The following is a 24081-nucleotide window of genomic DNA, read 5'->3' on the forward strand; positions in this document are numbered from 1 at the left end:
CTCAGATTCCCAGCTGGCCCTCGAACGAGGCGTCCTCGAGGCGCTTCTTCACCGTGGTGAGGAAGCGCGCCGCGTCGGCGCCGTCCACGATCCGGTGGTCGTACGACAGCGCCAGGTAGACATAGGAGCGGATCGCGATCGCATCCTTGCCGTCGATGCTCACGAGTCCGGGCCGCTTGACGACGATGCCGGTGCCGAGGATCGCGGACTGCGGCAGGAATACGACGGGAGTGTCGAACAGCGCTCCGCGCGATCCGGTGTTGGTGAGCGTGAACGTCCCGCCCGCCAGCTCGTCGGGCTTGAGCTTGTTGCTGCGCGTCCGGGCCGCCAGATCTGCGATCTCGTGCGCGATCTGAGCCAGATTCTTGGATGCCGCATCTCGCAGCACCGGGGTCAGCAGCCCGCGCTCGGTGTCCACGGCGATCGACAGGTTCTCCGAGGCCGGGTAGACGATCTGGTCGCCGTCCACCGTCGCGTTGATGACCGGGTTCGACTGGAGCGCCTCGGCGGCGGCCAGGGCGAAGAACGGCAGGAACGAGAGCTTGTCGCCGGTCTTGGACTGGAAGTCACCCTTGACCGCGTCACGGTAGGTCGCGAGTCGGGTCACGTCGACCTCGACGACGGTCGTCAGCTGTGCGGTGGCCTGCATCGACGCCACGGCGCGCTCGGCGAGGACCTTGCGCAGGCGTGACATGGGCTGCGTCGTGCCGCGCAGCGGTGAGATCTCCACCGCAACGGGAGCAGCCGCTGCCGGAGCGGGCGCCTCCGCCGGAGCGGCCGCCGTCTCCGCCGCCTTCAGGACGTCTTCCTTGCGGATCCGGCCACCGACGCCGGTCCCGGTCACTGTGGACAGGTCGACGCCCTGCTGCTGAGCAAGCCGGCGGACGAGCGGCGTCACATAGGCCGTCACGTCGGAGTCGTCCGCGGCAGCGGGAGCAGTGGCGGGGGCGGCCGGTGCTGCCTCGGCAGGTGCCGGAGCCGGTGCCGCCGGGGCAGGTGCCGGTGCCGGTGCTGCCGGTGCGGGGGCCGGAGCCTCCTGCGCGGGCGCGGGTGCGGCGGGCTCGGGGGCGGGGGTCTCGGCCGGCGTGGAAGCAGGCTGTGCGGGCGCTTCCTCCTGCGCGGCCGGGGCCGGAGCCTCGGCAGCGGGGGCCGGCGCGCTGTCGCCGATCCGCGCGAGGGCGGAACCGACGGCGACCGTCTCGTCCTCCTGGACGAGGATCTCCTGCAGCACTCCGGCGAAGGGCGACGGGATCTCGGTGTCGACCTTGTCGGTCGAGATCTCCAGCAGCGCCTCGTCCACCTCGACCGTGTCGCCGACGCTCTTGAGCCAACGGGTCACGGTGCCTTCAGTGACGCTCTCACCCAACTCGGGAAGCACGACGTCCTTGCCGCCCGAGGACGCTGCGGCGGGCGCGCTGGAAGCACTCGCGACCGGCTCCGGCGCAGGCTGCTCAGCCGGGGCGGGGGCGGGCGCGCTCGGCTCGGGCTCGGCCTGCGATTCGGCCGGCGGCTGCTCCGCCGGGGCCTGGCTCTCCGAAGGGGACTGATCGGATGCCGGAGCGGATCCGGGCTCGCCGATCTTGGCAAGAACGGCGCCGACTTCGACCGTTTCGTCCTCCTGGACGAGGATCTCCTCGATCACTCCGCTGATCGGCGAGGGGATCTCGGTGTCGACCTTGTCGGTGGAGATCTCCAGCAGTCCTTCATCCGCCTCTACGGTGTCGCCGACCTTCTTGAGCCAGCGGGTTACCGTTCCCTCGGTGACGCTCTCGCCGAGCGCGGGGAGGACTACGGAAGTGCTCATGTGCATGACTCCTTCAGAATGCCGATGTCGTTTCTAGCTTAGTGATGCCGCTGTCGTGAAGATGCGGCTGTGATCGCGCGTCCGCGGACGGTGTCAACACGCATCGGGTCACAGGGTGTGCAGCGGCTTGCCTGCCAGCGCGAGGAACGCTTCGCCGAGCGCTTCGCTCTGCGTCGGATGCGCGTGCACGAACGGAGCGATGTCCTCGGGATGCGCTTCCCACCCCACGGCCAGCTGACCCTCGGTGATCAGTTCGCCGACACGGTCGCCGACGAGATGGACGCCGAGAACGGGGCCCTCCTTCGCCCGGACGATCTTGACGAGCCCGGAGGTGCCGATGATCTCGCTCTTCCCGTTGCCGGCGAGGTTGTACTCGTACGACACGACCCCAGCGGCACCGTGCGCGTCGATGGCCTGCGCCTCGGTCAGTCCGACGGAGGCCACCTCGGGGTGGCTGTAGGTGACCTTCGGGATGTGCAGGTCGGGGACGAGGACCGGATTCAGCCCCGCGATCTCCTCGGCCGCGAAGATGCCCTGCTGGAATCCGCGATGAGCCAGCTGCAGTCCCGGCACGATGTCGCCGACAGCCCAGACGTGGTCAGCGGAGGTGCGAAGGCGCTCGTCAGTGGTGACATAGCCACGATCGAGAGTGACGCCGTTCTCCTCGTACCCGAGCCCGCTGGTGACCGGACCTCGGCCGACGGCGACCAGAAGGTAGTCCGCCTCGAGCGTCGTGCCGTTCTCGAGCGAAACCGTCACCGCGTCGGAGGTCTGCGTCACACCGGCGAATCGCACGCCGAGCGAGTACGCGATCCCGCGGCGGCGGAACGCCCGCTCCAGGGCCTTGCTCATGGCCGCGTCCTCGTTGGGGACGAGGTGATCCAGGGCCTCGACGATCGTCACATCCACGCCGAAGGAGCGCCAGACGCTGGCGAACTCCACGCCGATCACCCCGCCGCCGAGGACGATGACGCGCTCGGGGATCTCGGACAGCTCCAGGGCGTGCTCACTCGTGAGGATCCGGCCGCCGATCTCCACGCCGGGCAGCGTGCGGCTGTAGGAGCCTGTTGCCAGGATGACATCCGCGCCCCGGTACAGGTCGTCGCCGACCCGGACCGCCGGGCCCGCCTCGAGGACACCGGCGCCCGAGACGACCGTGATGCCGCGCGCTTTGATCAGGCCCTCGAGCCCCTTGTACTTCTTCGCCACGATCCCTTCGCGGTAGGCACGGACGCCATCGGGATCGACGCCGTCCAGCGTCGCGCGGACGCCGATGGATGCGGCATCCCGAGCCACGTCCGCCACCTCGGCAGCATGCAGGAGCGCTTTGGTGGGGATGCAGCCGCGATGAAGACAGGTGCCGCCGACCTTGTCCTTCTCCACGAGCGCGACGGACTTGCCCAGCTCGGCCGCCCGCAGGGCAGCGGCGTAGCCGCCGCTGCCGCCGCCGAGGACGACGATGTCGAACGTGTGATCAGTCATTAAATCTCCTCACCATCCGGGGCTCCGCCCACGCCCCCGGCGACGAACCGGATCAGCGACCGGACGGTCGCTCCCGTCGGCCCCTTGTCGGTGAACCCGTAGCCGCCGCCCTTGTTCATGCCCACACCGGCGATGTCCAGATGCACCCAGGGGATGCGCGGGGCTTCGGGTTCGTCCGACACGCGGCCGACGAAGTGGCGCAGGAACAGTCCGGCGAACAGCGATCCACCGGCGGGGTCGCCGATCTTCGCGTTCTGCAGGTCGGCGATGGGGGAGTCCAGCTCGTCGACCATATGGGCCGGCAGCGGCAGGTGCCAGGCGAGCTCGCCGGTCTCGGCGGAAGCATCCAGGTATCGCGCGACGGCGGCATCCTCGCCCATGACCCCGGCGTGGCGCGTGCCGAGCGCGATCGTGATGGCCCCCGTGAGCGTGGCGACATCGACGATGACATCGGGGCGCTCACGGCTGGCCGCCACGAGACCGTCGGCGAGGACGAGCCGGCCCTCGGCATCCGTGTTCAGCACCTCCACCGTCGTCCCGTCCAGCATGCGCAGGACATCGCCCGGCCGCGTCGCGCGACCCGAGGGCATGTTGTCCGCGATGCACAGCCACGCCGTCGCGCGCACCGGCAGCCCCAGCGTGGCCACGGCGCGCACGACGCTCAGCGCCGTCGCTGCACCGCACATGTCGTATTTCATGCCGACCATCGAGCTGGGCGGCTTGAGGGAGAGACCGCCGGTGTCGAACGTGATGCCTTTGCCCACGATCGCGACGTGACGCGTGGCCTCCGCGGGCGCGTAATCGACCCGCACGAGGCGGGGCGGGCGGTCCGATCCCTGACCCACTCCCAGGATGCCGCCGTATCCCGCCTCCCGCAGCGCCGTCTCATCGAGCACGTCGACGGTGACGGGAAGGCCGGCGACGGAGGCGACGGCCCGCTCAGCGAAGTCGGCCGGCCCGAGCCACTCCGCCGGGATCGAGACGAGATCCTTGACCAGGGCGACGGCGTCCGCGGCCGCGAGGACCGCGGCCACCTCGCCGTCGGCCGGCTCCGCGGCGCTGTGGACGATGACGTGGGCGGCCCGGGGCTTCGGGGCCTCGGTCTTGTACCCGTCGAAGCGGTAGCCGCCCAGCGTCGCGCCCTCCGCTGCCGCGCGCCACAGGGCGTCACCGTGCGTTGCTTCCGCGTCCGCCAGGACGGCGACGCCCACCGTCGTGAAGCCGGTGAGCAGACGGATGCCGGCGCCGACGGCGTCACGGATGGCGGCGGCATCCGGATCCGCGCCGGTTCCGACGACCGCGAGCGGAAGCGATGTGCTCTCAGGGGCGAAGACCCGCTGGTATGCGGACGGCGCCCCGCTGAACCCGACGGCCGTCAGGGCCTCGCGCAGGCCCGGCCAGGCGGCCAGTTCCTCCGAGTCGGCCCGATCGAGCGGCGGCACCGCGAGCAGGATCGCATCGGCGTCTGATTCTCGAAGGGGGGACGTGCGGACGACGAGGTCGGGAAACGACATGGACTCCATCCTAGGTACCGCTTCCCGGCCGTGTTCGCTGTGAGCGGGACGGCCACGACCTGTGCCGGTGGGCACGCCTCGTAGCATGGGGGCATGGCTCATTCGGCTCCGCTCTACGAGCGGGTGGCATCCGCGCCGCCGATTCCGCGGGGACTGCCGCTTGTGATCGCGCTCACCGGCTTCACGGATGCCGGCAGCGCGGTCAGCCGTCTGGTCGACTACTTCCGCGACGACCTCGATCCGACGCCGGTCGCCGTGTTCTCGAACGACGTGCTGCTGGATTACCGCGCCCGGCGTCCGCTCATCTCCTTCGAGCAGGACCACCTGACGGACTACCGCCCGCCGCGCCTCGAGCTGTCCTTCGCCCACGACTCGCTGGGCCAGCCCTTCCTTCTGCTCGCCGGCTACGAGCCCGACTTCTGCTGGGACGCTTTCTCGGAAGCGGTCCTGGATTTCGCGGCGGCGTACGACGTGCTCTCCGTGACGTGGGTGCACTCGATTCCGATGCCGGTTCCGCACACCCGGCCCATCGGGACGACCGTCAGCGGAACGCGCGGCGAGCTGACCGAGGCGCACTCGGTCTGGCAGCCCCACACGCAGGTCCCGGCCACGGCCGGTCATCTGCTGGAGTACCGATTCGCTGAAGCCGGGGCGCAGGTGGCGGGCTTCGTCCTGCTCATCCCTCACTACCTGGGCGACACCGAGTACCCGGCGGCCGCGCTCGCCGGCCTGGACAGCCTGACCGTGGCGACCGGACTCGTGTTCGCCGGAGACGAGCTGCGCGAGGAGAACCGCACGTACCTGGCCAAAGTGGAGGAGCAGGTCGCCGGCAGTGAGGAACTGTCCCGGATGGTGCAGGGTCTGGAGGAGCGCTACGACTCCTACATGGCCGGGTCGACGCTGGCCACGCCGATGATCCACACGGGCGATCTGCCCAGCGCGGATGAGCTCGCGGCGGAGCTCGAGCGGTTCCTGGCGAATCGACCCACCGGCGACGACGAGAAGCGCGGCGCCTGAGCATCCCGGAATGCCCGCCTCGTTCCCGGCGTTGTATCAAGTGTGACGGCCGCGCACGTCCGATGTGCGCGGCGAATGTGCGACAATAGATGACCTGACCCGTTGTCAACCGGTTCTGCGAGGTTTCTCAGCAGAGCGGGGACTTGACAAGGGTCTTACTAGTGTCCGAAATCGACCGGGGGGCGTGCGACACGCGCTCGACGGTGAAAGGCGAACCGTGACCTCAGGCACGAAGACCAAGACCCGCGCGACCAGCGCGGAGGACACCGCGGTGGACGCTTCCGCGGAGGAGTCCGCGACCACGACAGCGAAGACGACGGCGACGAAGCCGGCCGCCCGAACGACCGCGGCCAAGGCGCCCGCTGCGAAGTCGACCGCGACCAAGACCGCGGCGACGAAGGCGAAGGCTCCTGCGAAGGCGCGCGCCACCAAGGCGACCGAGGACGACACCGAGGACCTGCCGGAGGACGCCGAGCTGGAGGACGTCGTCGAGCTGGACGACGTCGTGGTCGAGCTCGACGTGGCCGAGGAGGACGAGAAGCCCAAGGCCCCGCGCGGCAGGGCGAAGGCCGCACCGGCGGCGGAGCCCGACGCCGAGGCGTCCGAGGCCGAAGAGGAGGACGACGACGAGGAGGAGACCAAGCCCGCGTTCTCCGAGCCGCTTCCCACCGGAGCGATCGTCATCTCCTCGAGCGATGACGACGAGGTCCCGGTCTACTCCACGATGATCACCGGCGCGACCGCCGACCCGGTCAAGGACTACCTGAAGCAGATCGGCAAGGTGCCGCTGCTGAACGCGGCCGAAGAGGTCGAGCTCGCGATGCGCATCGAGGCGGGTCTGTTCGCCGAAGAGAAGCTGTCGCACATGACGCCGGCCGAGAAGTCCAACCAGACCGGCCTGGATCTGCAGTGGGTCGCCCGTGACGGTCAGCGCGCCAAGAGCCACCTGCTGGGGGCCAACCTGCGCCTGGTGGTCTCGCTCGCGAAGCGCTACACCGGTCGCGGCATGCAGTTCCTGGACCTGATCCAGGAGGGCAACCTCGGTCTGATCCGCGCCGTCGAGAAGTTCGACTACACCAAGGGCTTCAAGTTCTCGACGTACGCGACGTGGTGGATCCGTCAGGCGATCACGCGCGCGATGGCCGACCAGGCGCGGACGATCCGCATCCCCGTCCACATGGTGGAGGTCATCAACAAGCTGGCCCGCGTGCAGCGTCAGATGCTGCAGGACCTGGGCCGCGAGCCCACGCCCGAGGAGCTCAGCCGCGAGCTGGACATGACCCCCGAGAAGGTCATCGAGGTGCAGAAGTACGGGCGCGAGCCGATCTCCCTGCACACGCCGCTCGGCGAAGACGGCGACAGCGAGTTCGGCGACCTCATCGAGGACACCGAAGCCGTTGTCCCCGCCGATGCCGTCGGGTTCACGATGCTGCAGCGCCAGCTCGAGTCGCTCCTGGACTCGCTGTCCGAGCGCGAGGCGGGCGTCATCCGGATGCGCTTCGGCCTCGGCGACGGTCAGCCCAAGACGCTCGACCAGATCGGCGACACCTTCGGGGTCACGCGCGAGCGGATCCGCCAGATCGAGTCCAAGACGATGGCCAAGCTCCGCCACCCGTCGCGGTCGCAGTCGCTGCGGGATTACCTCGAGTGATGTCGGAGGCCAACGCCGGCAAGGCGCTGACCGTCGACGTCGAAGGGTCGACCTACTCGCGCATCCCCATCCGCACGCGGGTCGTGATGCCCGGGGACGACCTCGACGCCTTCATCCGCGAGTACGCGACGGAGGTCGTGGCGCCCGGCGACATCTTCTTCGTCACCGAGAAGATCGTCGCGATCACTCAGGGACGCTCGTATGCGCTCGATGAGATCCACCCACGCAAGCTCGCTCTGTTCCTGTCCAAGTACGTGACGAGGACGCCGTACGGCATCGGCCTCGGCATGCCCGAGACGATGGAGATGGCGCTGCGGGAGTGCGGAACGCCCCGCATCCTCTTCGCCGCGGCCGTGTCGGCAGTCACGAAGGCTTTCGGGCGCAAGGGCGATTTCTACCGGATCGCGGGTGACAGGGCCCGCGCGATCGACGGGCCGACCAGCGGCACCATTCCGCCGTACAACAACGCCGTGGTCCTCGGACCGGAGCGTCCGCGCGAAGTCGCCCGGCACCTGAAGGACATGCTCGGCGGAACAGCCGAGGTGGCGGTCGTGGACATCAACGACCTCGGCGGCAACATCCTCGGCTCGACGCTCGACAAGGCCGGGGAGAAGCGCCTCGTCGCCATCCTGAAGGACAATCCCCTGGGTCAGGGTCACCAGTCCACGCCGCTCGGCGTGGTCAGGCCTGCTTAGGTCTCGATACGCTCGCAAGCTCGCTACTCGACCTAGACACGCAGCCGCATCAACGCGGGCTGCGCTCGCATTGATCCGCCTCGTGTCTAAAACCCGATCGCCGCGCGATAGCGGGCCTTGTGACCGGTGCGGATGCCGGTGACGCTGGGCTTGTTCTCGTACACGCCCGCGCCCCAGTTGCCCTCCACCAGCACGGGGCCGTCCGAGGTCACCACGACATCCCAGCCGACGTACTGCACCTGGGGGACGACGCGCGCCACACGGTCGACGAAGGCGCGCACCTCGTCCATCATCGGCAGCTGGAACTCGCCGACCACGAAGCCCGAATCCGGATGCCGCACGTGCACGTGCCCGTGGGAGTCGTAGCCCGGCCCCACGGCGTGGCCGTCCTCATCGAGCATCGTGTAGAAGCCGCCGAAGGTCATCTGGTCGCTCACGGCGCCCCTGCCGAACTTCTGGGCCATCGCGAGGATGTGGGTGCGCTCGCCGTCGAAGAATGCGGTGATCCGGGTGGTGTTGACCGTCCCCGGGCAGACCGCTGCGAGGTCGGGATGCTGGACGATGACCTCTTCGATGAGCATCTCGCCGCGCTCGAGCAGACCTCGATGGAACGCGTCCCAGTCCGCCACGTCGGCGGCGTGATAGCGGTGCACGCCGGTGCCGGCCTGGCCCACGGGCTCCTTGGTGACGATGGTGCCGTGGCGCTCGGCGAATGCGCGCACGTCGAGGGCATTGCCGTCCTTCACCACCATCCACTCGCGGTGCAGGTGCTCGCTGAACACCCGGTCGAATTCCACCTTGTCCTGGAAGATGTGGCGGAAATCCGGGTGATCGAATCGCTGCGAGAGCTGGTTGGACACCGGATGCGTCATGTACGTCGCCCGCTCCGCGGGGCTGAGGATCGCGAAGTCGTAGTCGATGTAGTCCTGGAAGCCGACGTTGCGGAAACCCGCCTGCCACAGCATGTCCACGACGATCGCGGGCGTCCACTTTCCGTGCTGGGCGGAGGATTCCTTCGCGCGCTCCAGGACGGACCCGACGTCGATGCGTCGGGCGCGGCCGGCGAGATAGCGCAGGCGGGGCGCGAGGCCGAGGCCGTTCTGAGGCATGCGTGCTCCGGGGTGGGACGTTGACGGGCGGGAGGTCGACGGGCGATGCGCCCCGGTTAGTCTAGATGCCGTGACCTTCGGCATCCCTGGGCGCGCAGCGTCCGGTTCGGTTCCCTCGGCGCGCACCGCCCCCCTCGCGCGGATCTCACGTTCCGCTCTCGAGCTCAATCTGCGGGCGGTGCTCTCCAGCTCCGCTGACGGCATCGTCGATGTTCGCGCGGACGCCTGGGGTCACGGCCTGGAGTTCGTCGCGACCATGGCCCTGTCCGAGGGCGCGCAGGCCCTCATGGTGGACGAGACCGGGGTGGCGCGGCTGGCCGGCGCCGTCGAGCCGGCGCGACTCGTCTCCGCGGGGGCGTCCGCCGATTCGCAGGCGGTGTACGGTCTCACGCCCGGATTCGCGCCGGTGCTGAGCCTCGTGGGAGTCGTGCTCAGCTGCAAGGTCCTGCGCGCGGGCGAGGGCGTCTCGTACGGTTACACGCACCGGGCGACCCGCGACACGGTGGTCGCCCTGGTCACCGGAGGATACGCGCAGGGCGTGGTCCGATCACTCGGCAACGCCGCCACCGTGCGGGTCGGCCAGGAGCGGCATCCGATCGTCGGACGGGTGGCGATGGACGTGTGCGTGATCGACGTCGGTCCGCTCGGCGCGGTGGACCGCGGCGACGAGGTCGTGTTCTTCGGCGATCCGGTCTCCGACGCACCGGCCGTCGCGGAATGGGCTGCGGCGACGGGGCTGCAGGCGGCCGAACTGGTCACGGCCGTCGGGTTGCGCAACGACCGGGAGTACGTGAGATGAACGGCCCCGAGTTGAGGGTCGACCTGGACGACTTCGCCGCCAACCTCACGGTCGTCCGGGCACGGGTGGCCCCGGCCCGCCTGATGCTCGTCGTGAAGGACGACGCCTACGGCCACGGCATCGAGCGGATCGTCCGCCGAGCGGTCGCCGAGGGGCTCGAGTGCTTCGGGTCCTTCGACGTGCGCGAAGCGCTGCGGGCCCGCCAGGCCGCGGGTCCCACCGCTCGGATCCTGTCCTGGTCGACGGTCGGGCGCGACGACATCGCGCGCGCGCTGTCAGCCGACATCGATCTCGGAGTCGGCGATGCCGGCTTCCTCGAGGACATCGCCGCCGTGGCGGAAGAGGTGGAAGCGGTGGGCCGCGTCCACCTGAAGATCGACACGGGCCTGCACCGCAACGGCGTCCGCCCGGAGGAGTGGGAGAACGTGCTGAGCCGCGCGGCCGTGCTGCAGCGACAGGGGCGCATCCGCGTCGTCGGAGTCTGGAGTCACCTGGCCGAGGCGAGCGATGACGAGGACGACGCGGCGCGCGCGGTCTTCGACACAGCGGTCGCGACAGCGGAAGCCGCGGGGTTCGTCCTCGAGGCGCGTCATCTGGCCGCGAGCGCCGCGGCGTTCGCGCGCCCGGAGTTCCGTTGCGACCTGGTTCGGATCGGGGCGTTCTGCTACGGCGTGCGGCCCGCGGGAGGACCCTCCGAGCTCGATCTCGGCATCCGCCCGATCGCTGCTCTGGTCGCGCCGGTCACCCATGTCGGGGAACACGACGTGACCGTGGGCGTGGGATCGCTGCACGGCCTGCCCTCGGCGATCGCGACCCGAGCCCACCGGAACCTCGAGTTCGCCCGGATCGACCTGGCGCACTCGAGGGTGACGGCGTGGCCGCACGCCGCCGTGGGCGATCACGTCACCGTGTTCGGGCCGGAAACATCCTCGGCGACCGATCTCGCGGAGACGATCGGAACGGTCGGCGAGGAGATCCTCGTTCGGATCTCACCGCTCGTGCCGCGGGTCTACCGCGGCGAGTGATCAGACCGATTCGAGCAGGCGGGCCGTCTCGTCGTGCCAGCTGGTCGCGACCGAGCGCAGCTTCTCTTCGTACTTGCGGCCGTGGTGGGCGCAGAAGAGCAGTTCGCTGCCGTTGACCTCGGCGGCGATGTAGGCCTGGGCGCCGCAGGAGTCGCAGCGGTCCAGCGCCGTGAGGCGGTAGTCGAGAACGGCGGGCTCGGTGGGGGTGGATAGCGTGGTCATCTCGGGTCCTCCTCGTTAGCGTCGCTCGGATCTCGTCACCCTTGCGGGGTCATCACATACAACCACGCGATTGTTACCGCTATGCCGCGGTGGCATGACATTTCGCTCAGCGCGTACGCGGATCCCGTGCCCCGTGTCTGTGCATGGCAGCCGCGGACACCACGGATAATCTTGAGGATTGTGACCTCCGAGTATTCCGCCCATCACCTACAGGTGCTCGAAGGGCTCGAGGCGGTCCGCAAGCGCCCGGGCATGTACATCGGCTCGACCGATTCCCGCGGTCTCATGCACTGCGTGTGGGAGATCATCGACAACGCCGTCGACGAGGCCCTCGCGGGCAACGGCAAGCGCATCGACATCGTCCTGCACGCGGACGCGAGCGTCGAGGTGCATGACACGGGCCGGGGCATTCCGGTGGACATCGAGCCGCGGACCGGCCTGTCCGGCGTCGAGGTGGTGTTCACCAAGCTGCACGCCGGCGGAAAGTTCGGCGGCGGGTCGTACGCGGCCTCCGGTGGTCTGCACGGCGTGGGCGCCTCGGTCGTGAACGCACTCTCCGAGCGACTCGACGTCGAGGTCGACCGCGGCGGCAAGACGTGGGCGATGTCCTTCCACCGCGGCGAGCCGGGGATCTTCGCCGACAAGGGCGACCCCTCGCCCGACTCGCCGTTCACGCCCTTCGAGCTGCGCAGCGAGCTGAGGGTCACGGGCAAGGCGCCGCGCGGAGTCACGGGCACCCGCATCCGGTACTGGGCCGACCGGCAGATCTTCACGAAGGATGCCGCCTTCCAGCTCGAAGAGCTCGCCACGCGCGCCCGGCAGACCGCGTTCCTGGTTCCCGGTCTGGAGATCGTCGTCCGCGACCAGCGGCATGAGGAGCACAACGAGACGTCCTTCCGCTTCGACGGGGGCATCTCGGAGTTCGCCGAGTATCTTGCGACCGACGCGGCGATCACCGACACGTGGCGCCTGACCGGCAGCGGCACTTTCACCGAGACGGTTCCCGTGCTTCAGCCGACCGGAGCGATGGTGCCGACCGAGGTGGAGCGCGAGTGCCATGTCGACATCGCGGTTCGGTGGGGCACCGGCTACGACACCGTCACGCGTTCGTTCGTCAACATCATCGCCACGCCCAAGGGCGGCACCCACCAGCAGGGCTTCGACCAGGAACTGCTGCGCGTACTGCGCACGCAGGTCGAGCAGAACGCCCGCCGCCTCAAGGTCGGGAACGACAAGCTGGAGAAGGACGACGTGATGGCAGGGCTGACGACGGTGCTCACCGTGCGTCTGCCGGAGCCGCAGTTCGAGGGGCAGACCAAGGAGATCCTGGGCACCCCCGCCGTCCGCCAGATCGTCACCCAGGTGGTGCGCAAGGAGCTCGCCGCGCGCTTCTCCTCTCCCAAGCGCGACGACAAAGCCCAGACCGCGCTCCTGCTCGACAAGGTCGTCGCCGAGATGAAGGCCCGCATCTCGGCCCGCGCACACAAGGAGACCCAGCGGCGCAAGAACGCGCTGGAGTCCTCGTCCCTGCCCGCGAAACTCGTGGACTGCCGCTCGTCGGACGTCGCCCAGTCCGAGCTGTTCATCGTGGAGGGCGACTCCGCGCTCGGCACCGCCAAGCTCGCCCGCAACAGCGAGTTCCAGGCGCTGCTGCCGATCCGCGGCAAGATCCTGAACGTGCAGAAGGCGTCGGTGAGCGACATGCTGAGCAACGCCGAGTGCGCGTCGATCATCCAGGTCATCGGGGCCGGATCCGGACGCACGTTCGATCTCAGCGCCGCCCGGTACGGCAAGGTCATCCTGATGAGCGACGCCGACGTCGACGGCGCGCACATCCGCACGCTGCTGCTCACGCTGTTCTTCCGCTACATGCGCCCCCTCATCGACGACGGCCGGGTCTATGCCGCCGTGCCGCCGCTTCACCGGGTCATCGTGATGAACCCGGGAACCAAGCCGAACGAGACGATCTACACGTACAGCGAGAACGAGCTGCACGCGCTGCTGACCAAGGTGACGAAGTCCGGGCGCCGCTGGCACGAGCCGGTGCAGCGCTACAAGGGGCTCGGCGAGATGGATGCCGACCAGCTGGCGACCACCACGATGGATCGATCGGGCCGGATGCTGCGCCGCGTGCGACTGGAAGACGCGGAGATGGCCGGTGGCGTGTTCGAGCTGCTGATGGGCAACGAGGTCGCACCGCGACGCGAGTTCATCGTGGAGTCCTCGGACCGCCTGTCGCGCGAGGCGATCGACGCCTGAGGCCGGATCGCCGCGCCGGCGTCAGACCAGCGTGCCGCCGATCGAGCCGATCACGGCATCGAGCGGCTGGCCCGACGAGTCGCGCTTCGCCGTCGCCTCCGGCAGAGTGCGGGCCGCACCGTCCGGCCCGACCGCGCGGGCGTTCGCCGCTCCCACCCAGGCGAGGGACAGTCGATCCTCGCCCCTCAGGAACGCGTGCGCGCGCACGCCTCCGGTCGCGCGTCCCTTGCCCGGGAACTCCTCGAACCGCGACACCTTGATGCGCCCGGGATCCGTGCCCGGCAGCACGCCGTCGGTCCCCGAGATCGTCACCGCGATCAGATCGTCGCCCTGGACGGCGCCGAAGAAGACGGCGCTCGCCTTCGGGGACAGGTTGATTCCCGCCATGCCGCCCGCCGGCGCCCCCTGGGGCCGGACCGTGCCGGCCGAGAAGCGCAGCAGCTGGGCATCGCTGGCCACGAAGACCAGCTCCGCGGCATCCGGTGCCGAAGCCGCTCCGATGACGGCGTCACCCGGCTTGAGGCCGATGATCTCGACGTCGGGTTTGGGCGGCAGGGTGGCCGGCACGATGCGCTTGACGACGCCCTGGCGCGTGCCGAGGGCCAACGGCGTCGTGTCCTCGAAGCGGATCAGCGCGAGCACCCGCTCGTTCTTGTCGGTGATGCCGAGGTATTCGCGCAGGACGACTCCTGCGGCCAGCTGAACGGAAGCCGGCGGAACGGACGGCAGGTCCACGGGGGAGAACCGCAGCACCCGGCCAGCCGTGGTGACCGCGCCCAGTTCGCCCCGCGTCGTCGAAGCCGCCGTCGCCTGGGTCGCATCGTGCTTGCTGCGCCGGGCCGGAGCCGTCAGCTCCTGTCCTTCGTTGAGGTCCACGCGCACCGCGCGCCCCGTGGTGGAGAGCACCACGACGGTCGGTGCGTCCGCAATCTGCAGGTCGGGCGCGGGCGCGCCCCGCGTCGGCCGGGGAGCGGCAGGCTTGCCGTTCATCAGCAGCGTCCGCCGGGGCGTGCCGTACGCATCCGAGGCCGCGTCGAGCTCGCGCGCGACCTGAGCGCGGATGAGCGCCTCACTGCCCAGCAGCTGCTGCAGCTCTGCGATCTCTGCCTTGAGGGAATCGCGCTCGGTCTCGAGGTCGATGCGCGAGAACTTCGTCAAGCGCCGCAGACGCAGCTCGAGGATGTACTCCGCCTGCACTTCGCTCAGGTCGAAGACCTCGCGCAGGCGCGCCCGCGCCTGCTCGCTGTCGTCGGAGGTGCGGATGACCTGGATGACCTCGTCGATGTCGAGGATCGCGATCAGGAGACCCTCGACCAGGTGCAGGCGCTCCTCGCGCCGAGCGAGCCGGAAGCGGCTGCGGCGCGTGACGACCTGCACGCGGTGACCGAGGTAGACCTCGAGCAGCTCCTTGAGGCCGAGAGTCTGCGGCTGGCCCTCGACCAGCGCGACGTTGTTGATGCTGAACGAATCCTCCAGCGGCGTGAGCCGGTAGAGCTGATCGAGCACCGCCTGGGGATCGAAGCCGGTCTTGATGCCGATCACCAGGCGCAGTCCGTGGTTGCGGTCGGTCAGATCGGTCACGTCGGCGATGCCCGTGAGCTTCTTGGACTGGACGGCGTCCTTGATCTTCTCGATCACGCGCTCGGGGCCGACCTGGTACGGCAGCTCGGTGACGACCAGGCCCGTTCGCCTGGGTCCGAGGGACTCCACCGACACCCGGCCGCGGATCTTGAACGCGCCGCGACCCCGTGTATAGGCATCCTTCACGCCCTCGAGGCCCATGACGATCCCGCCCGAGGGGAAGTCGGGCCCGGGGACGAACTCCATGAGCTCTTCCACGGTGGCGTCCGGATGGTCGAGCAGATGGATCGCCGCTGCGACGACTTCGATGAGGTTGTGCGGCGCCATGTTCGTCGCCATGCCGACAGCGATGCCGGTCGCCCCGTTGACGAGCAGGTTCGGGTAGGCCGCCGGCAGCACGGCCGGCTGCTGGAACTGTCCGTCGTAGTTCGGGATGAAATCGACGACGTCCTCGTCGAGGTTCTCGGTGAGCGCCAGCGCCGCCGGGGCGAGCCGGGCCTCGGTGTATCGGGGGGCGGCCGGGCCGTCGTCGAGTGAGCCGAAGTTGCCGTGGCCGTCGACCAGCGGCACCCGCAGCGAGAACGACTGGGCGAGGCGGACGAGTGCGTCGTAGATCGGAGCGTCGCCGTGCGGATGCAGCTTGCCCATGACCTCGCCGACCACGCGAGCGCTCTTGACGTGCCCGCGGTCGGGGCGCAGGCCCATGTCGGCCATCTGGTAGAGGATGCGGCGCTGAACCGGCTTCAGCCCGTCGCGCGCGTCCGGGAGGGCCCGCGAATAGATCACCGAGTAGGCGTACTCGAGGAAGGATCCCTGCATCTCGGTGGAGACATCGACGTCTTCGATGCGCTCCTCGGCGGCGGGGGAGGAGTCGATGGGCGCTGCGGGCATGGCGATCCGGCTTCGGGTGACGACGTCTGCGGGGGTGTTCGGGAAGGTCGTCCCGCCGGTGTGCGAGACTGGCCCCGATGTCCCTCAGCCTACCCGCGGACCCGCCGCGAGCCCGGAGCCTCACCGGTGTCGTGCCGCAGATGCTGGCCGCTCTGGAAGGCCGGTCCGACTGGTTCTCTCCGGCTCGCAGCGCCATCGTGTTCGTGGTCGACGGGCTCGGCGCGCACAACCTCGCCGCCCGTTCCGGTCACGCCCGCTTCCTGGCCACCGCCGGCTCGCGCAAGGATGTCGCGCGGACCGTCTTCCCCTCGACGACGGCCTCGGCGCTGACGAGTCTGCTGACCGGAACGCCGCCCGGCGAACACGGCATCGTCGGGTATCGCGCGCTCGTGCCCGAGCGGGGCGAGGTGCTCAACCAGCTGCGCGGGTGGGACACCGACGGCCTCGATCCCTCGTTCCAGCGCGCGGCGCCTTTCACCGAGCGCCTCGCGTCGCAGGGTCGAGCGTCCTTCGTCGTGTCCAAGGGCGAGTACGCCGGCACCGGCTTCACCCACGCCACGATGCGCGGGGCGCAGTTCGTCGGGGCGGCCGACGTGGCCGAGCGCACCCGCATCGCCGCGGACCTGGCGGCGCGGCATCCGGGCTCGTTCGTGTACGTCTACGCGCCCGACCTCGACGCGATCGGTCACAAGCGCGGCTGGCAGTCCGATGAGTGGGTCGCGTCCCTCGAGCGGGTGGATGCCGCGGCACGCGTGCTCGCCGACGCCCTGGCTCCCGGCATCGGCGCGATCGTGACCGCCGACCACGGCATGGTGGATGTCCCTCGTCATCGGCACGTGCTGCTCACGGACGAAGACGCGCTGCTCGAAGGCGTGCACGACATCGGCGGTGAACCCCGCATGCTGCACCTGTATGCGGCGGCCGGCGAAGCGCCCGCGGTGCTCGAGCGCTGGCGCGCCGGGGAGTCCGGGCGGTCCTGGGTGCTCGGGCGGGACGAAGCCGTCGCCGCGGGGCTGTTCGGAACGGTCAGCCGCGAGGTGCTGCCTCGCATCGGGGATGTGCTCGTCTCGGCCCGCAGCGGGATCGCGTACTACGACGACCGGCTCGAAGACAAGGGCGCCCAGCGGATGGTGGGCCAGCACGGCTCTCTCACGGCCGAGGAGCGCAGCGTGCCGCTGATCCGCCTCGGCGCGTTCGGCTGAAGCCGCTCAGTCCTCCGTGCGGGCGCCGAAGACGATCTCGTCCCACGACGGCATCGACGTGCGGCCCTTGCGTCTGCCCGCCGCCTCGGCGACGGCCTCGCGCTCCCTGTCCGCGGAGGACTCTTGGCGCTGGTCGTGGGGCGTCTCGTCGTAGCCGGGCTCGAGGGCGTCGAACAGGGCGACCGGGGCGTGATTGCGGGAGGAAGCCGTTTCCTCGGCTCCCGGAAGCGGCTCGCGCTGCCCGCGGCGACGGCGCAGCGCCTCGAGCAGATCGGCGGTCTCGGACGAGGTCACCGCGGACGAGCTCGCCCGCTTCATCGCGGCCTCCTGCACGGCCGGTGCGACCGGTTCGTGCAGCTCCGGGCTCTCCAGATCGGCATCCGGCAGGCGTCGCGGGCCGAACGCGCCGCTGTCGAAGCGGGTGTCGTCCTTGGCGGGCGCGGACTCGAGTGCCCGCAGGCGCGGGATGAGTCCTTCCGGCAGGGAACCCTGGCGGGAGAGCTGGATCGCGTCGGCGTTCAACGGTGAAAGGGTGCTGCGGCGGGGGTCGAAACCCCACCGCGCGTCGTGCTCGACCTGGTTCGCCGCGAACTCGAGCTTGATCACCCAGCCCGTCGCCTCCTTCCAGCTCGTCCAGCGCTCGCCCGAGGCGCCCGCCTCGGCGAGCTTCGCGCGCACGGCTCCTCCGAAAGTGGGGTGGACGTCGGGATCCAGCTCGGCGCCCAGGAGCACCGGCACGGCAAGGGCCTGGCTCACGATGTGCTCGCGTTCGGCGAGCACCGGGCCCTCGAAGCGGGCGACGTCCTCGACGCGCGCGCCCAGCAGGGCCGCGACCTCCTCGGCGGACATGCCGGCGCGGATGTGCATCTGGATCTCGCGCGGACTCGGGCGCACGACCTGCGAGTCCGCATCACGGTCCTTGCGTGCCTTGCGAAGCTCGACGCGCAGCACGTCGTCGATGGCCAGTGAGAACCGGTCACCAGACTCGGTGACCAGCACGAGCACATCGTCTTCGGTTCCGATGACTTTGAGCTGCTCCATGCGAAACGCCCCTCCGATCCAGCGGTGTGCGCCCATGGTGTCACAGGGCCCGTCCCGCATCGGGAATATCCGACGCGCGCCGCGAGTTTCAGGGCAACGCAGGCCTGGATCGGATCGCGCATTTGCGAAATGGGTTCAGGTCGTGCAAACTATCGCCGCCCGACAGGGTCTGGCACCCCTGCTATTCCCCGGAAGTTGAGACGTTCACGCATGGCCACGGATTACGACGCCCCCCGCAAGACCGAAGACGACAGCGAGTCGATCGAGGCTCTCAAGGAGCGGGTGCCCGACAAACTGTCGGGCTCGGTCGACGTGGAGGACGCGGACAACCCCTCGGGGTTCGAGCTGCCCGGCGCGGATCTGTCGGACCTGGAGCTGGACGTCGTCGTGCTCCCGGCGCAGGAGGACGAGTTCACCTGCGTGAACTGCTTCCTGGTGAAGCACCGCTCCCAGCTCGACCACGACGGCGCCGACGGACCTATCTGCTCGGAGTGCGCCGCGTAGCCTGAGCGCGCCGGAGGGCCGCCGCGAAGCGGTCGGGAGTCCGCGTGGAAAGCACCCACGACGGCGCCGGATCGTCGAGGTCGGTGATCTCGACGATGACGATGCCGTCGATCCCGCCGCGGATCACGTGCCACGAACGCGGATGCAGGCCTGGGCCGCGCGCGTGACGGGCGTCATCACCGGTCAGCACCGTCGCCTCGCCCGTGTAGCCGACGTCGATGTGCGCGCGGCCGGCGATGAGGATGCCGTCGCGCACCTGCACGACCGGCGAACCGGCGATGAGCAGGGCGACGATCGCCACGCCCACGACCGCGCCGGCGACGAGAGCCACGGTGGTGTCGATCGGCGCGATCACCAGCGCCGCCATCGGCGCCGCCACGGCCGCGCTGACGATGACCCACAGCGACGGGCTCAGTCTCTCGCGGTAGAAGAGCGCCGATTGGCCTCGGACACCGCTCACTGTCTTCTGCATTACCCTCGTTGCGTGGCTGAAACTGTGGACGTCCTCATTATCGCCCCCGGCGTCCCCACGTATGCGCATCCGGGTGACGCGGGCGCCGACCTCGTCTCGGCCGAGGCGCTGCGCCTCGAGCCCGGCCAACGCGCGCTGGTCGCCACGGGCGTGCGGATCGCGCTTCCGGACGGCTATGTGGCCTTCGTGGTTCCGCGCAGCGGACTGGCCACCAGGCACGGCATCACGATCGTCAACAGCCCGGGCACCGTGGACGCGGGCTACCGCGGTGAGGTGAAGGTCACACTGCTGAACACGGACGCCACGGAGGCGTACGACATCGGAATCGGCGATCGCATCGCCCAGCTCATCGTCATGCCGGTGTCGCGGGCGAACTTCATCCCCGTCGAGCAGCTGCCGGACAGCGTCCGCGGCGACGGCGGATTCGGATCCACGGGATATCAGACCAACGGAGCACACGCATGACCGACGCGACACCCGCCGACACCCCTCGCCCGGATCCTCTCGAGGACCGCGCGACGGCCGGCCCCTTCGACGAGTCGGAGGCCAACCCCGTCCGCCCGTACATCGATCTCGGCGGGATCAAGATCCTTCCGCGCGAAGGGCTCAATCTGCGCCTGGAGGTGGAGGAGCAGACCAAGCGCATCGTGGCCGTCGGACTGGACTACGCCGGTTCGACTCTGCAGGTGCAGCCGTTCGCCGCGCCCCGCACGACCGGACTGTGGGAGGAGACGCGCGAGCAGATCCGCGCGCAGATCCGCCAGCAGGGTGGACGCGTCGAAGAGCGCGAGGGCCCGCTCGGACCGGAGCTGCTCGCCGAGGTACCCGTGGCGGCCGGTGCGGACGGCGCCGCCGGCAAGCGGCTGGCGCGCTTCGTGGGGGTCGACGGACCCCGCTGGTTCCTGCGCGGCGTCATCGGCGGCGCGGCGACGGCGGAGGTGGATGCGGCCGCCCAGGTCGAGGAGCTGTTCCGCTCGATCGTCGTCGTCCGCGGCGGGACCCCGATGCCTCCGCGCGACCTGATCCCGCTGCGGATGCCCGCCACGCCGGGCACCGCGTGACCAGCGCGCCCGAACCGGCGTCCGATCGCGAGAGCGATCCGGCGCCGTCTTCGACACCGTCTCTGACGCCGCCCCCGTCCGCCTCGGAGCTCGTGGGCGCCGCGCTCGGCGAGGCGGCCAAGCGCGCGGGCATGGACCCGGCGCAGGGAGCTCCCACCGGTCATGTCGTGTGGCGGGCCATGGGCGGGTGGCGCGGCATCCTGGAATCGGTCCTGCCGAGCCTCGTGTTCGTCGTGCTGTTCACCCTCACGTACGACCGGGCAACCCAGACGGGTAATCTCCCGCTGTCGCTCGGCCTGTCCGTGGGGCTCGCCGCCGTCTTCACCATCATCCGCCTGGCCACCAAGTCGCCGCCGAGCGCCGCGATCGGGGGCCTGGTCGCAACCGCCGGTGCCGCCGCCCTGGCTCTGTTCACCGGACGCGGTCAGGACAACTTCGTCTTCGGCTTCATCACGAATGCGGTGTACGGCAGCGCGTTCCTGGTCTCCGCGGTGATCGGATGGTCGCTGATCGGCCTCGCGGTGGGATTCCTGATGAACGAGGGCACGCGCTGGCGGGCCGACAAACGCAAGCGGCGGGTGTTCTTCTGGCTGGCGATCGCCTGGGCCGGACTGTTCGCATTCCGTCTCGCCGTCCAGCTGCCCCTGTACTTCGCGGGCGACGTCACGGCGCTCGGCACCCTGAAGCTGATCATGGGACTGCCGTTGTTCGCCCCGCTCGTCGCGGTCACCTGGCTGGCCGTCCGGGCTCTCTATCCCGCACGCGGCAAGTGATATATTTATCTTGACATCAAGATAAATTTCTCCGTCCGACGGTTAGGCCAGCCTCACTAGCCACTGTGCCCGGGGACAGGGATGATGGACAGAGCCGGGCCCATGGCCCGCTCCGCCGCCGACGAAGGAGACACGCGTGTCCACGGTTGACAGCTTCGGTGCAAAGAGCACCCTGACGGTCGGCAGCACCGACTACGAGATCTTCCGCATCGACGCCGTCCCCGGCTTCGAGAGGCTTCCCTTCAGCCTCAAGGTGCTGCTGGAGAACCTGCTTCGCACCGAAGACGGTGCGAACGTCACGAAGGCGCAGATCGAGGCGCTGGGTTCGTGGGATGCCGCAGCGGAGCCGGACACCGAGATCCAGTTCACACCCGCACGCGTCGTCATGCAGGACTTCACCGGCGTGCCCTGCATCGTCGACCTCGCCACGATGCGCGAAGCGGTCGAGGCGCTCGGCGGGGACCCCAAGCGGATCAATCCGCTCTCACCGGCCGAGATGGTGATCGACCACTCCGTGATCGCCGATCTGTTCGGCTCCGAGAACGCCCTCGAGCGCAACGTCGAGATCGAATACGAGCGCAACGGCGAGCGCTACCAGTTCCTGCGGTGGGGTCAGACCGCGTTCGACGACTTCAAGGTCGTGCCGCCGGGAACCGGCATCGTGCATCAGGTCAACATCGAGCACCTCGCCAAGGTCATCTACGACCGGTCAGTGGGAGGGGTGCTGCGCGCCTATCCCGACACCTGCGTCGGAACCGACTCGCACACCACGATGGTCAACGGCCTGGGCGTGCTCGGCTGGGGTGTGGGCGGAATCGAAGCCGAGGCGGCCATGCTCGGCCAGCCGGTCTCGATGCTCATTCCGAAGGTCGTCGGCTTCAAGCTCTCCGGTGCGATCCCCACGGGCGTGACCGCGACCGACGTGGTGCTCACGATCACCGAGATGCTGCGCAAGCACGGCGTGGTCGGCAAGTTCGTCGAGTTCTACGGATCGGGCGTCGCCTCGGTGCCGCTGGCCAACCGCGCCACGATCGGCAACATGAGCCCGGAGTTCGGATCCACTGCGGCCATGTTCCCCATCGACGAGGTCACGCTGGACTACCTGCGCCTGACCGGCCGCGGAGAGGAGCAGGTCGCGCTGGTCGAGGCGTACGCGAAGCTGCAGAAGCTCTGGCACGACGCCGATCAGGAGCCGGTGTTCAGCGAATACCTCGAGCTGGACCTCTCGACGGTGGTGCCCTCGATCGCCGGTCCGAAGCGACCGCAGGACCGCATCATCCTCACGCAGGCCAAGACGCAGTTCGCGAGCGACCTGACCAACTACGCCGACGTCGAGCACGACCTCGTCGACCTCGAGGGCTCGGAGTCCTTCCCGGCATCGGATCCTCCGGGCAACTCGCCGGACGACGAGTACAGCGGGCACACGCACCACCACCACAGCCACGCGCCGACGAAGGGATCCAAGCCCACTCCCGTCGTCATGCCCGACGGCGAGCAGTTCACGCTCGACCACGGCGCGGTCACGATCGCCGCCATCACGTCGTGCACGAACACGTCCAACCCCTCGGTCATGCTGGCTGCGGGCCTGCTCGCGCGCAACGCCGTGAAGAAGGGACTCAAGGCCAAGCCCTGGGTCAAGACCACTCTCGCGCCGGGATCGAAGGTCGTCACCGACTACTACGAGAAGGCCGGTCTCACCCAGGATCTCGAGGACCTCGGCTTCTACACCGTCGGATACGGCTGCACCACGTGCATCGGAAACTCCGGCCCGCTCATCGAGGAGGTCTCCGCCGCCGTCCAGCAGAACGACCTCGCGGTCACGGCCGTGCTCTCGGGCAACCGCAACTTCGAGGGTCGCATCAACCCCGACGTGAAGATGAACTACCTGGCCAGCCCGCCGCTGGTGATCGCCTACTCGCTCGCGGGGTCGATGAACTTCGACTTCGAGACCGACCCGCTGGGGCAGGACCAGGCCGGGAACGACGTGTTCCTCAAGGACATCTGGCCGGACGCCGCCGAAGTGCAGTCCACGATCGACTCCTCGATCAACAAGGACATGTTCACGCACCAGTACGCGAGCGTGTTCGAGGGCGACGAGCGATGGAAGACGCTGCCGACCCCGACCGGCGACGTGTTCGAGTGGAACGCCGAATCGACGTACGTCCGCAAGCCGCCCTACTTCGACGGCATGACGATGGAACTGACCCCCGTCAGCGACATCACCGGCGCGCGCGTGCTCGCGACGCTCGGCGACTCGGTGACGACCGACCACATCAGCCCCGCCGGCAACATCAAGGCCGACAGCCCGGCCGGCCGGTACCTCGAGGAGCACGGCGTCACCCGCAAGGACTACAACTCCTACGGCTCGCGCCGCGGCAACCACGAGGTCATGATCCGCGGCACGTTCGCCAACATCCGCCTGCGCAATCAGCTGCTGGACGGGGTCGAGGGCGGGTACACCCGCGACTTCACGCAGGACGGCGGTCCGCAGTCGTTCATCTACGACGCGAGCCAGCACTACCAGTCCGCCGGCACTCCGCTGGTCATCTTCGGCGGCAAGGAGTACGGGTCGGGCTCCTCACGCGACTGGGCGGCCAAGGGCACCAGCCTGCTGGGCGTGAAGGCCGTCATCACCGAGAGCTTCGAGCGCATCCACCGGTCGAACCTGATCGGCATGGGCGTCGTGCCGCTGCAGTTCCCCGCCGGGCAGTCCTGGTCGTCGCTGGGCCTGGACGGTACCGAGATCGTCTCGATCTCCGGACTCGAGCAGCTCAATGACGGCGTCACGCCCCGGACGGTGCGCGTGACAGCAGTCCCGAGCGAGTTCTCCGCCCCGGGAAAGGCCGCGGTCGAATTCGACGCAGTGGTCCGCATCGACACGCCCGGTGAGGCGGACTACTACCGCAACGGCGGCATCCTCCAGTACGTCCTGCGTTCGCTGGTCTGAGCACACCGAAGGGGTCGGGCGCTCGGTGCCCG

20 protein-coding genes are annotated in these 24081 nt (G+C 69.4%); 12 read left to right on the forward strand and 8 right to left on the reverse strand.

The features are described from left to right. Position 1 precedes the first annotated feature (1 nt). The 3 genes from sucB to RWQ91_RS01860 all read right to left on the reverse strand — a co-directional run bounded on the left by sucB (position 2) and on the right by RWQ91_RS01860 (position 4800). On the reverse strand, positions 2-1804 hold the full coding sequence (gene sucB / locus RWQ91_RS01850) for a 2-oxoglutarate dehydrogenase, E2 component, dihydrolipoamide succinyltransferase (RefSeq protein ID WP_314502249.1): 1803 nt from the start codon (positions 1802-1804) through the stop codon (positions 2-4). Between the two features lie 108 nt (positions 1805-1912). Then, on the reverse strand, positions 1913-3286 hold the full coding sequence (gene lpdA, locus RWQ91_RS01855) for a dihydrolipoyl dehydrogenase (RefSeq protein ID WP_314502251.1): 1374 nt from the start codon (positions 3284-3286) through the stop codon (positions 1913-1915). Next, positions 3286-4800, reverse strand: a complete 1515-nt coding sequence (locus tag RWQ91_RS01860; RefSeq protein ID WP_314502253.1) for a leucyl aminopeptidase — start codon at positions 4798-4800, stop codon at positions 3286-3288. Before RWQ91_RS01860 ends, lpdA begins: the two co-directional genes overlap by 1 nt. Positions 4801-4893: 93 nt before the next feature. Here RWQ91_RS01860 and RWQ91_RS01865 point away from each other — a divergent pair, with 93 nt between their 5' ends. The 3 genes from RWQ91_RS01865 to RWQ91_RS01875 all read left to right on the forward strand — a co-directional run bounded on the left by RWQ91_RS01865 (position 4894) and on the right by RWQ91_RS01875 (position 8163). Beyond that, positions 4894-5817 carry a PAC2 family protein gene (locus RWQ91_RS01865; RefSeq protein ID WP_314502255.1) on the forward strand — a complete coding sequence of 308 codons (924 nt, stop codon included), beginning with the start codon at positions 4894-4896 and terminating at the stop codon, positions 5815-5817. Between the two features lie 217 nt (positions 5818-6034). After that, positions 6035-7468, forward strand: a complete 1434-nt coding sequence (locus RWQ91_RS01870) for an RNA polymerase sigma factor (RefSeq protein WP_314502257.1) — start codon at positions 6035-6037, stop codon at positions 7466-7468. Continuing rightward, the gene (locus RWQ91_RS01875; protein ID WP_314502259.1) at positions 7468-8163 is read left to right on the forward strand and encodes a coenzyme F420-0:L-glutamate ligase; all 696 of its coding nucleotides are present in this window, start codon (positions 7468-7470) and stop codon (positions 8161-8163) included. Before RWQ91_RS01870 ends, RWQ91_RS01875 begins: the two co-directional genes overlap by 1 nt. Before the next feature lie 86 nt (positions 8164-8249). On the opposite strand, the gene RWQ91_RS01880 is transcribed toward RWQ91_RS01875, so the two are convergent. After that, positions 8250-9272 carry a sugar-transfer associated ATP-grasp domain-containing protein gene (locus tag RWQ91_RS01880; RefSeq protein WP_314502261.1) on the reverse strand — a complete coding sequence of 341 codons (1023 nt, stop codon included), beginning with the start codon at positions 9270-9272 and terminating at the stop codon, positions 8250-8252. A 70-nt stretch (positions 9273-9342) separates the two neighbouring features. Between RWQ91_RS01880 and RWQ91_RS01885 the strand changes: the two genes are divergently transcribed. Both RWQ91_RS01885 and RWQ91_RS01890 read left to right on the forward strand, forming a co-directional pair. Next, a complete protein-coding gene (locus RWQ91_RS01885) occupies positions 9343-10071 on the forward strand; it encodes an alanine racemase C-terminal domain-containing protein (protein WP_314502263.1) in 729 nt (242 codons plus the stop codon). Next, positions 10068-11096 carry an alanine racemase gene (locus RWQ91_RS01890; RefSeq protein ID WP_314502265.1) on the forward strand — a complete coding sequence of 343 codons (1029 nt, stop codon included), beginning with the start codon at positions 10068-10070 and terminating at the stop codon, positions 11094-11096. The genes RWQ91_RS01885 and RWQ91_RS01890 overlap by 4 nt, the downstream gene beginning before the upstream one ends. Here the strand turns inward: RWQ91_RS01890 and RWQ91_RS01895 are convergent, their stop codons facing one another. Beyond that, entirely contained in the window at positions 11097-11318 is a 222-nt protein-coding gene (locus tag RWQ91_RS01895; RefSeq protein WP_314502266.1) for a hypothetical protein, read from the reverse strand. 180 nt (positions 11319-11498) lie between these two features. Here RWQ91_RS01895 and RWQ91_RS01900 point away from each other — a divergent pair, with 180 nt between their 5' ends. Continuing rightward, positions 11499-13577, forward strand: a complete 2079-nt coding sequence (locus RWQ91_RS01900; protein ID WP_314502268.1) for a DNA topoisomerase IV subunit B — start codon at positions 11499-11501, stop codon at positions 13575-13577. Between the two features lie 21 nt (positions 13578-13598). On the opposite strand, the gene RWQ91_RS01905 is transcribed toward RWQ91_RS01900, so the two are convergent. Continuing rightward, on the reverse strand, positions 13599-16049 hold the full coding sequence (locus RWQ91_RS01905) for a DNA topoisomerase IV subunit A (RefSeq protein WP_314502270.1): 2451 nt from the start codon (positions 16047-16049) through the stop codon (positions 13599-13601). Positions 16050-16126: 77 nt separating this feature from the next. Here RWQ91_RS01905 and RWQ91_RS01910 point away from each other — a divergent pair, with 77 nt between their 5' ends. Continuing rightward, positions 16127-17251 carry an alkaline phosphatase family protein gene (locus RWQ91_RS01910; protein WP_314502271.1) on the forward strand — a complete coding sequence of 375 codons (1125 nt, stop codon included), beginning with the start codon at positions 16127-16129 and terminating at the stop codon, positions 17249-17251. Positions 17252-17257: 6 nt separating this feature from the next. Here the strand turns inward: RWQ91_RS01910 and sepH are convergent, their stop codons facing one another. Then, positions 17258-18292, reverse strand: coding sequence for a septation protein SepH (gene sepH, locus RWQ91_RS01915; protein WP_314502273.1), 1035 nt, complete (start codon positions 18290-18292; stop codon positions 17258-17260). Positions 18293-18502: 210 nt separating this feature from the next. Here sepH and RWQ91_RS01920 point away from each other — a divergent pair, with 210 nt between their 5' ends. Beyond that, the gene (locus tag RWQ91_RS01920) at positions 18503-18796 is read left to right on the forward strand and encodes a DUF4193 domain-containing protein (RefSeq protein WP_314502275.1); all 294 of its coding nucleotides are present in this window, start codon (positions 18503-18505) and stop codon (positions 18794-18796) included. Here RWQ91_RS01920 and RWQ91_RS01925 read toward each other — a convergent pair. Further along, entirely contained in the window at positions 18771-19268 is a 498-nt protein-coding gene (locus RWQ91_RS01925; RefSeq protein WP_314502277.1) for a DUF3093 domain-containing protein, read from the reverse strand. The two genes, RWQ91_RS01920 and RWQ91_RS01925, sit on opposite strands and share 26 nt — an antisense overlap. A gap of 12 nt (positions 19269-19280) precedes the next feature. Here RWQ91_RS01925 and dut point away from each other — a divergent pair, with 12 nt between their 5' ends. From dut to acnA, 4 genes are all read left to right on the forward strand, one after another. Further along, on the forward strand, positions 19281-19733 hold the full coding sequence (gene dut, locus RWQ91_RS01930; RefSeq protein ID WP_314502279.1) for a dUTP diphosphatase: 453 nt from the start codon (positions 19281-19283) through the stop codon (positions 19731-19733). Next, positions 19730-20329, forward strand: coding sequence for a DUF3710 domain-containing protein (locus RWQ91_RS01935; protein WP_314502281.1), 600 nt, complete (start codon positions 19730-19732; stop codon positions 20327-20329). The genes dut and RWQ91_RS01935 overlap by 4 nt, the downstream gene beginning before the upstream one ends. Beyond that, on the forward strand, positions 20326-21102 hold the full coding sequence (locus RWQ91_RS01940) for a DUF3159 domain-containing protein (RefSeq protein WP_399545675.1): 777 nt from the start codon (positions 20326-20328) through the stop codon (positions 21100-21102). Before RWQ91_RS01935 ends, RWQ91_RS01940 begins: the two co-directional genes overlap by 4 nt. A gap of 136 nt (positions 21103-21238) precedes the next feature. Further along, positions 21239-24049, forward strand: a complete 2811-nt coding sequence (gene acnA / locus RWQ91_RS01945; RefSeq protein ID WP_314502284.1) for an aconitate hydratase AcnA — start codon at positions 21239-21241, stop codon at positions 24047-24049. Positions 24050-24081: the final 32 nt, after the last annotated feature.

The sequence above is a fragment of the uncultured Microbacterium sp. genome (genome assembly GCF_963524805.1).
In the GTDB taxonomy this organism is placed as follows: domain Bacteria; phylum Actinomycetota; class Actinomycetes; order Actinomycetales; family Microbacteriaceae; genus Microbacterium.